Annotated in this window: 14 protein-coding genes; 10 read left to right on the top strand and 4 right to left on the bottom strand. The window is 50.0% G+C overall.

From position 1 onward, the window contains the following. Positions 1 to 251: 251 nt before the first annotated feature. From PHI12_12245 to PHI12_12290, 10 genes are read left to right on the top strand one after another with little or no spacing between them, the layout of a single operon-like run. Positions 252 to 698 carry a hypothetical protein gene (locus tag PHI12_12245; protein MDD5511563.1) on the top strand — a complete coding sequence of 149 codons (447 nt, stop codon included), beginning with the start codon at positions 252 to 254 and terminating at the stop codon, positions 696 to 698. An 11-nt stretch (positions 699 to 709) separates the two neighbouring features. After that, a complete protein-coding gene (locus PHI12_12250; GenBank protein MDD5511564.1) occupies positions 710 to 889 on the top strand; it encodes a hypothetical protein in 180 nt (59 codons plus the stop codon). Then, on the top strand, positions 889 to 1,638 hold the full coding sequence (locus PHI12_12255) for a hypothetical protein (GenBank protein MDD5511565.1): 750 nt from the start codon (positions 889 to 891) through the stop codon (positions 1,636 to 1,638). The genes PHI12_12250 and PHI12_12255 overlap by 1 nt, the downstream gene beginning before the upstream one ends. A gap of 19 nt (positions 1,639 to 1,657) precedes the next feature. After that, positions 1,658 to 1,939, top strand: coding sequence for a hypothetical protein (locus PHI12_12260; GenBank protein MDD5511566.1), 282 nt, complete (start codon positions 1,658 to 1,660; stop codon positions 1,937 to 1,939). Beyond that, positions 1,940 to 2,956, top strand: a complete 1,017-nt coding sequence (locus PHI12_12265; protein ID MDD5511567.1) for a hypothetical protein — start codon at positions 1,940 to 1,942, stop codon at positions 2,954 to 2,956. It abuts the gene before it with no gap. A 14-nt stretch (positions 2,957 to 2,970) separates the two neighbouring features. Then, a complete protein-coding gene (locus PHI12_12270; GenBank protein MDD5511568.1) occupies positions 2,971 to 3,099 on the top strand; it encodes a hypothetical protein in 129 nt (42 codons plus the stop codon). Further along, entirely contained in the window at positions 3,081 to 3,242 is a 162-nt protein-coding gene (locus tag PHI12_12275; protein MDD5511569.1) for a hypothetical protein, read from the top strand. The genes PHI12_12270 and PHI12_12275 overlap by 19 nt, the downstream gene beginning before the upstream one ends. Positions 3,243 to 3,247: 5 nt before the next feature. Continuing rightward, the gene (locus PHI12_12280; GenBank protein ID MDD5511570.1) at positions 3,248 to 3,442 is read left to right on the top strand and encodes a hypothetical protein; all 195 of its coding nucleotides are present in this window, start codon (positions 3,248 to 3,250) and stop codon (positions 3,440 to 3,442) included. 3 nt (positions 3,443 to 3,445) lie between these two features. After that, positions 3,446 to 3,952 (top strand): hypothetical protein, encoded by a 507-nt coding sequence (locus tag PHI12_12285; GenBank protein MDD5511571.1) that lies wholly within the window; start codon positions 3,446 to 3,448, stop codon positions 3,950 to 3,952. A 4-nt stretch (positions 3,953 to 3,956) separates the two neighbouring features. Then, positions 3,957 to 5,603, top strand: a complete 1,647-nt coding sequence (locus PHI12_12290) for a hypothetical protein (GenBank protein ID MDD5511572.1) — start codon at positions 3,957 to 3,959, stop codon at positions 5,601 to 5,603. A 27-nt stretch (positions 5,604 to 5,630) separates the two neighbouring features. Here the strand turns inward: PHI12_12290 and PHI12_12295 are convergent, their stop codons facing one another. The 4 genes from PHI12_12295 to PHI12_12310 all read right to left on the bottom strand — a co-directional run. Next, entirely contained in the window at positions 5,631 to 7,730 is a 2,100-nt protein-coding gene (locus PHI12_12295) for a hypothetical protein (protein ID MDD5511573.1), read from the bottom strand. Next, positions 7,718 to 8,101, bottom strand: a complete 384-nt coding sequence (locus PHI12_12300) for a hypothetical protein (GenBank protein MDD5511574.1) — start codon at positions 8,099 to 8,101, stop codon at positions 7,718 to 7,720. The genes PHI12_12295 and PHI12_12300 overlap by 13 nt, the downstream gene beginning before the upstream one ends. Further along, positions 8,102 to 8,224, bottom strand: a complete 123-nt coding sequence (locus PHI12_12305; protein MDD5511575.1) for a hypothetical protein — start codon at positions 8,222 to 8,224, stop codon at positions 8,102 to 8,104. A 232-nt stretch (positions 8,225 to 8,456) separates the two neighbouring features. After that, the coding region (locus PHI12_12310; protein ID MDD5511576.1) for a hypothetical protein at positions 8,457 to 8,953 on the bottom strand (497 nt) is incomplete at its 5' end.

Raw genomic sequence — 8,953 nt, forward strand, 5'->3', positions numbered from 1 at the left:
AAAATGTGTTGCGCCGTCAGTTTTTCTTTAGCATGGCCGCTTGAAGTTCCCACTCTTAGAAACCTTGAATCCAACTTTACCTTCCTGAAGTCGTCCCAAAAACCCATCAAATCCCATACAAATCACCGTCTTAACCTGGCCTATATTCTCCTCCCCTCCCCTGGGTATTACTCTCCTGGCCTCAGCCCCATACATCTATATAGATACAACACTTCAATATACTCATTCCCATAGAGGGGAGGTATGGCCATATGGTCAAGAGTAAAGCGAGAGTAGAAGCAAAAATGAAGGAACGGGTCCGGACTGCGGGTTCTGAACTCAAAGCGGGTATGCTTGAGGGTCCAGACCCTATTGATATTGCGCTTAAAGACCCGGCGGCCCATGCAAAGAAGATGCAGGACGGCTTGAACGAGGCGATTCGGAGAGGAAAGGTTGAGGGCGGGCTGAAGAAGGCCAAGGAGCGCAACTCCTGGAAGAACAGCATTGACAGGGCCGCCAGCAACTATGAGGGTGCCGCAGACCGTATGGTGGACCATGCCATGGAAGACTATGACGCCAGGGCCGCCGCCATTGAGAGGGCTAAGGCCAAGGTCGCCGGTATGCCGAGAACCACCCGTGCACAGCGTATCGCCTACGGTGCCGCCTACGCTCAGGCTGTTGGAGAGGAAATGGACAGGCTCTACGGTCGTAAGTCGTAAGGAGGGAGAGAATGAGCATTATTGTGTGTCCTGAGTGCGGTGAAGAACTTGATACCGAAAAGGTTGATGTCGTGGCACACGCCTACGGCCACTGGGGTGTCATGCCAAGGGACATTGGCACGCTGAGGAACACTCAGGCCCAGGCAAGATACAACCAGATTCTTGATGGGGTCAAAGGAGGGGATGAATAATGGCATTCACGCTTGTTGCATGGTCTGAATCTCAGGACACCGGCGGCGTTCTTAGTAACGTGGCGGCTGTCCCGGACCAGCATGTAACGACTGAAGACGACGACGTGCTGGTGCCGTCTTTTGCTCCGAACCTCGCAGGAGTGTTTGCAATCGGGGCAACTATCAGTGGGGCACAAATTTCAAGCCCTACGCTTAGGAAGGCATTGCTTTATGATATCAGCCCTCTAAACGTGGGTGCTGAACCGGTTGTCAGGCCGTATCTTCACGACCGTTTCACCAACCCTATTGCTCTCACTCCTGGTGAAGGGTTGAGGGCTCTGGTGTCGGAAGGTGCCGCTGGAGCAGAGCAAGAGAGTGTGTTTGTATGGCTTCAGAGTGAGTTTGAGGACATACCGGCGGGTGAGATTCTCACGGTGAAGACCACCAGCACGACCACCCTTACCGCCTATCAGTGGAGCCTCTGCAAGATGGACTTCACTCAGCAACTTGAGGCTGGCACCTACGCCGTTGTCGGTGTCAAGGCTATCAGTGCGGGAGCGATTGCGGCACGGCTTGTCATGCCTGGAAGTGAGTTCAGGCCGGGAGTCATCGCCGGGGATGCAGAGGGTGACGTGAGCGTTAACGCTCAGCGTTACGGGGCTCATGGTGTCTTTGGGACGTTTGAACACACGTTCCCGCCCCAGGTCGAGTTCTTCAGCAGTAGTGCTGATACCTCTGAAACGGTCTATATGGACCTTATCAAACTCTAATCCTTTTTAGGAGGAGACAATGAGGAACTATTATCAAACGACAGTAGGAGCGACGGCGAAAAGGGTAATAGAGCAGAACGCAGAGAGGACAGCAGTAGCCATAGCGAACGTGTCGGGGACCGATACCATCTATGTAGGTGCAGACAACCAACTTACCATAGCGAATGGTTTTCCGATTCAGCCAGGAACACAGTTGACATTCAACAAAGGCTTTGGAGATAGACCGGATATGGCGAGATGGCTTATTAGCAGTGGTCTATCGACAGATGTAAGGATCATCGAAGAGTATGGAGGGGAATAAATGCCAGCCGTGGCACAAACCTTTCCAGCCTTCTATCTGAACCAGGGAAGGCAAAGACAGGGGATAGTGAATGGCAGTTTTGATATCTGGCAAAGAGGAACGCTGTTCACTCTGACAACCGGGACCAACTACACAGCGGACAGATTCAACTACTATCATGCAGGAGGAGCAGGGACAAAGGGAGCAGAGTTGGCCTATGTTAACCCTGGTGAAGCACCAGCAGAGAGGAACATATCAAACGCCATAGTGCTTACGAGGATAGGCGTTTCAGGCGAGATTGACAACGATGAGTTTGGACAGAAGATACCAGGGGTTGATTATGGTGCGGGTCAGGCGGTAAGCATCGGTATGTATCTGTGGTCTGACGCAGATGAAGTAATAGGTAGTCTGGTGGCAGAACAGAGATTCGGGACAGGTGGAACCCCTTCACCAACGACCAGGACAACCTACGCAACGAACATACAGGTAACTACTACACCTACCTTCTACGAGTTCACGGCGATTCTACCAAGTATAGCAGGGAAGACGTTAGGGACTAACGGCGATGACCATTTGGCGGTGTTCTTGGAGTTCAACCTGAACGACGATATCCTTCTTTATACCACAGGGTGGCAGGTGAACGTAGGAACGGCGGTTTTACCATTCCAGAGGAAGAGCAGAGGCGAAGAGTTGGCCGACTGTTTACTCTTCTTCGAGAGGCTTAGTGTAGCGGGTAATTTTATGACCAGCCCGGCTATGGCCTGGGATGCAACCCATGTATGGGCAAATCTGAGTTTCACACCGAAGTTTCGACCGCCGGTTAATGCGAAGTTAAGTCTGATACCACGGTTTGGTTACTGGAAGGATGGTTTTAGTCGCTCCTTTTCTGGTGAGTCGTGGAACTACAGCGAGGCAACGGAGAGCACCATACAGGGACAGTTCACGGTGAGTTATGACCCTGGAACAAGAGGGTTGCCGTATGTATGGTGGGCAACAAGCGGAACGGCGGTATGGATTGACATAAGTAGCGAGTTGTAAGGAGGAGAACAACCATGGTTTTTGAAACAGGGTTCATGATATGCGCCGGTGTGGTAATCGGGCTAGCGACAGCACGGATATTCAACAGGGAATTAGAAAAGGTCGCAGAGAGGATGGTAGACCGATGGATGGAGTCGAAATAGGTGTGGGGGTGTTGTGCATCTTAGGCGGTGCTCTGGTAGGGTATGTCCTTAAACTAGCGGTGGAGCAGGCCATTTTGAAAACAAGGTATGCGGCACACCTTGAATACCTACATAACAAGAAGGGAAAGAACGAGAGGAGGTAACAGAGATGGCTATCGTAGACGAAATGGAGTTACAGGTCATAGAAGCAAGGAAACAACTTGAGGAAGCAAAGAAGGGGTTGTCAATCATGGCTGACGCTGGTGTAAACATCACCAGCCAGAAGGCCAGGTTGAAGGATGCAGAAAGGCAACTCCAGAAGTTAGAAAGGAGTATAGACAAGGCCAGGAGAGAAGAGGTTTAAGCGATGTTTGACCCTGTAGGGGACTTAATTGGATGGGTGGAGGACCAGATAGACATGGTTAACCGAAGGGTTAACCGTGTCTATTCTTACGTAGAGGACAGGGTAAGAGGTGCGGTTGATTGGGTTGCCGACATTGCCGGGGATGCTCTATGGTTTGCTGAGAGGGCATGGAATAAGGTTCAGGAGGTCAGTAGCAACCTTAACAGGATGATTAACGATGCTATAGACAGCGTTATAGGCGGGTTCTACTGGGTTTTAGAAGCGGGAGCGGTGTTCTTTCAGGTCACTCTACCTGAGTTGTGGGATGTAGTCTATCAGACACTGGAGAATCTTGAAAGGCTTGGTGAGTGGGTCATAGAATACGTCAGCACAGCAATAGAAGACTTGATTGAGGATATCACAAGGATAATCGAACAGATAACGGAGAAACTCACCGTTGTGTGGGAAACGATGTTCGAGGGTAACGCATTCTGGAAATGGTTTGAAAGGATGCTAGTGGTAATCTGGTGAAGTTATGGTGCTAGAAGGTTTGTTTAACTGGGTGTTAGGGACAAAGAGCGTAGAGGACGAAGCCGTTAAGAGAACAGGAGTAGCGGCGAATGTCATTAGTGCTGTCTATGACGGTGTGGAGAAGGCGACCGGGAAGCAGGTTGATAGAGCCACAGAGGAGAGGCTGAAAGAGATAGCGACGAAGGCAACGGAGTTGTCTATCAGTATGACGCCTCTAGGACCGATAAACGAGGCAACAAAGATACTGGACGATGTAGACGACATAACCAAGGAAGGGGCCGAAGAAGCGGCGGATATGCTGATATCAGCAATAACGGGGAGAACAGCAGAATTGCAGATGGAGGCGCTGATAGGGACGAAGATAGATGATTCCATGCCGTTCACGTCAGCGTTAACGACACAGATGGCGGTGGTTACAGATATCAGCCTGGTAGCGTCTACAGCGTCAATCATAGCGGAAGTGGCGAGTCTAGGGCAAATAGACCAGATAGGACGGGAAGCACGCAGTTACCTGGACTATTCGGGATTGAGTCAGGTAACGGGTTTCGGATACGGCATGATTCTAAGTTCAGCGTTACAGCAGGGTGTCCAGCAGGAGATAAACCAGAAGATACCGTTATCGCTTATGGATCCAACCATGTTGACGCTGGCTAGGTTCAGGGAGATTATAGACGATGAAACTTACTTTGAAGAGATGGGTAAGCACGGATACTCAATACAAAACGCTGAGCGTATCCTTAATACGTCGCAATTCTACCCGTCTGGCACTGACTTTATCACGTTCGCAGTCAGGGACGTGTTTAACCCTGAAGTCGTGCAATCAGGAGGGTTGGATGAAGCATTTCCTCAGGATATCGTGGAGTTTGCAGAGAAAGCGGGCATGCCTGAGGATATCCTGAGATGGTATTGGCGGGCACATTGGCAACTTCCATCCCCACAGATGGGTTTTGAGATGTTGCAGAGGAGGTTGATAGATGAGGATGAACTCAGGAGTCTTCTGAGGGCCGCAGATTGGGCCCCAGGATGGATTGATAACATCATGGCCATATCCTACAATCCCATCACCAGGGTAGATGCAAGGAGGATGTGGGAAACCGGTGTGCTGGACGATGAGGGATACAAGAATGCCATGATGGACCTGGGATACAATGAGGAGAGTGCACAGTTATACGTGGATTGGGCAAAAGCGAACGCTACCAGTGCTGAGAAGGATTTAACACAGACAACGGTGATAAAGGCATACAATACGGGATTGATGACCAGGGAGACGGCGAAGGGTTACATACAGAGGTTTGGGTATGACGCAGACGAAGCGGAACTTATTGTTACCCTGGAAGACCAGAAGGTTGCCGAAGAGATACTCGGAAACGAGATTGGGCTGTTACAGTGGCAGTATAGCAGAGCAGAGATAGTAGAAGACACTTTCCTTAGGAAGATGGAAGAACTTGGAATACCGAGAGCAGAGGCTACGAGGTATCTGAGTAAAGCGGAGGCTGATAAGGTAAAGAGGGCGAAACTACCACCGATAGAGAGTATAAAGCGGTGGTATCAGGGTGAACTCATAACACAGGCTGAAGCAAAGGATTATCTCACCCGAAGCGGTTACAGAGCGAAGGAGAGGGATTTATTCATTGAGGAGTGGAAGGTATGACAGCAGATAAGGTAGTGGAGAAGTGGGTTAAGGTTTCGGAGAAGGTAAGGGCGAGTTCTGACAAGCGGAAGGAGGAGGTAAAGAGGCTACAGCCTCAAGGGTTGAGGGGAAGATAATCCTACTTCGACCATTCCCACCATCATAGTTGTCGTTCATGTCGTCGCTGTCATACGGTTCATCGGGTGCTGTAGAGGCGAAGAAGACATGGGCGGCACCAATACTACTGAAATTGTGAAAGGGCCGGTGATAAAAGGATTCAGAGGAAGCGGATTCAGGGTTCCAGGTCTTTTTATCGACGTGTATAAACCACTTCTTGAACCACTCCATTATGGATACGTCACCTTCTATATCGGTGTCGAAGTCAAAGGGTCTACACCAGGGCTCACGCTGAGGAGACTTGTTAAGGAGGATTTTCATGGTGGTTGGTGTGGAAGCCCGAAGGGACTTTATACGTATCTTATCAAGAGGGGCCATGAGGTCTAAGAGGTATTTCTTCATGTCTGCGGGTTTGATGTCGTAAATCCACTTACCATGGAGTTTTATTTTCTCACGGTAAGCATCACGTTTCAGAGGTAAGCCTTCAAGGGACATATAACGCTTTAAGGAGAGAATGCGGGTCTTGAAGTCGTAACCTTCACACTCACAGGTAAAGGGTGCTATGCGGGTGTTAAGGGCGGTTAAGAGTGAGGGGTCATATTCTCCAGAGTAGGACACACAGATAGAATCAGTGTCGGAATACAACCACTTATAACCGGCTTTTTGGGCAACGTCCACCATCTCAAAGAGAATCAGGTGAGCACGGGAGGTTATCATACCGGCAATACACATATTTGTATGTGGGGTTATTTGAGGTTTCCTTTGGGCTTTAATACCGTAAGAGGTGTTAGACATAAACTTATAGTAGTCACGAAGGGTTTGTTTGTCAGCGACATTCTTTAAGGCGTCCTTATGAGCAATCCAGACAGTAGGCATGGACTCAGACACAGGGTTAAGGGGAATGGGCTCAAACACCGATAATACTTCCCAGGTGTGTTCAGGGAAGATAAGGGAGAGTGCATGGATATCAAAACTCCACATCCACTGTCTAAGGGGCTTATCAAGGGTGAATATCTTAAGACCCTCGTTTATGGTCCGTAAGACCACCGTAGAGGACACACGACACAGATAAGGGCTCTCACGGGAGAAGATATCTACATCCTGAGGGTTACGCTCTTCCCAGGTGTAACGGAGATATCGGTCGGTGTTCAGGTGTTTAATGGTGTTGGCATAGGCTGAACTGATATCGAACCATGCATTACGGTAATCCCACCCACGATAACGGGCCAGGGTCATACCGCCATGATAGGACTCTTCTAAGGCGTCAGTAAGACCTAACTTCTCATCCTCAGCCATGTTAAGGTCACGAAGGGTCTTTAACTCGGGGTAGGCGTCATGGTATGACTTCTTAACAAAGGTGGCGGGTGTTTTGATGTCGGACCAGTCAAGGTATGTGTAACCACGAACATCATCGATATTCTTAATCCTATCAAGGAAGACGTGCCACAAATCCTCTAATCGGTCAACATCCTGCATGATATAGTCAATAGATAGGCTGTCGTCGTCTGAATACTCGTAAATCGGTAACTTAAGTTCACGTTCGATGAGGGCTTTGAGCGATATCTTATGGTCCCGGCCGTCATCCACAAGGATGGACCAGAGTTTCAGGAAGTCGATAACGGGTGTGCTCTTAACGCCTCTTTTACCATTCTTGGGTGTAGAACCGTCATAGAGTTCTACGGTGTTGAAGGTCTTAATGAGGTTACGGAGCCCTGAGATACCACGAATCTTGTAGTGATGACCGAAGAGTTTTAAGTCCCATATGCTCCCTGTCGCTGTCTCTTCCCAGTGCCAGGAGGTGTAAGGAGCAAAGGCTTTGGCTATGGTGAAGATGTCATAAGGAGCACCGAAGAAGATAACAGCCTCAGCCTGCCACCAGAGCGCCCGCAATGTATAATAGTCCTCACGAGTAAAGGAGTGTAGCCACCCGTGAACCCCATTCATCCGCCATTGAATGTATAGGGGTTCGCCGGTGTCCTTTTTGCTCTCAGTGTCTAGATAGAGGATATTATCATAGTCTATGGCGACCATGACCTATCGTTCACGTCCTCAGGTTCGAGCATAGGCATTGACAGGTCGAAGGTTGTAACCAGGTCGCCGGTTACACCTTCATCATACTCTGGACCTGTAGGTATCACCATGGCGCTCAAGTCCTTCCAACCGGTAAGACCAGGGGAAGAGGAGAAGGTGACGGCAACACGCTTACGACCGTCAGCACCCACAGACCCATACTCATTCATGATGGCCTTCGGGATGTTCACACGGCCGTCACGACCTACGGTGAGGCGGCGGTCCCCTATCCAGACTTTTGCACCCGCTTGACGGGCTCCATAGTTCCCGAAGGGGCGAACACCGCCACGGCCGTCTGAACGGGCAACCACTAAAAAGGAGAGGCGTGCCATTCACAGACCCCAGTAGTAGGCGATGTAGACAGTAGCAAGCAATTCAAGGGTGAGCACCATAACCAGAGTGGCGACAGCCACATAGATGGCAATGCGGATGACCCGCTTGATAAAGGACTTCATACCATGTTCCTCCTTCCAATGTCGGCCTTCACAACACGAAACGAGCCATCAATGAGGGCTTTCTCAGCCTCCGGCATGCACTTAAACTTAGGACACCAAGAGACTCTACGACCGTTGCAACCGGTCATGGTGGCCACAGTGCCAAGAGAGGCACAGTCAGCAACGGCGATACGGCAAAGAGCACATTTGAGGGGAACCTGAACCGTTACCCCTCCAACTAAGGCGGTTTGCATTATTCTAACATCTCCTCAAAGAATTTGCGCCAGGATACACGCTTGTTCATGGTGGACGCTTCACCATCCTCGTTGGCTTCATTGCGGATAAGAGAATCAACCTCTTCCCAGTCCATGACCTTACAAAACGAGTATCGACCATCGGAGTCAAGGACGGCAAGGGCGTAACGGATACCAGAGGCACGCACACGCTCGTGAATAGTGCCGTAGAAGCGGAACCGACCGAAGCGGGACTTTTTAACGCCCTTGTATTCGTAATACTCACGCTCGTGGGTGTAAAGGAAGCAAAACTCCTCCTTGTAGCGGCCGGAATCCATTACGGCCTGCCCGTATGCTACGTGTCCAAAGACACGGTTGAATAACTTCGGTGATGTCTCCGAGGATGTCAACACCGAGATGACTCTCTTGTGTAGAGTGTCCATGAGAGTGTCTATAGTGAGCCTATTATTTATAGGTATCTCTCGTGGGATGGTGGGAGGGTGGCGCACTACATTTT

The sequence above is a fragment of the Dehalococcoidales bacterium genome (assembly GCA_028716225.1).
Lineage (GTDB): Bacteria > Chloroflexota > Dehalococcoidia > Dehalococcoidales > UBA5760 > UBA5760.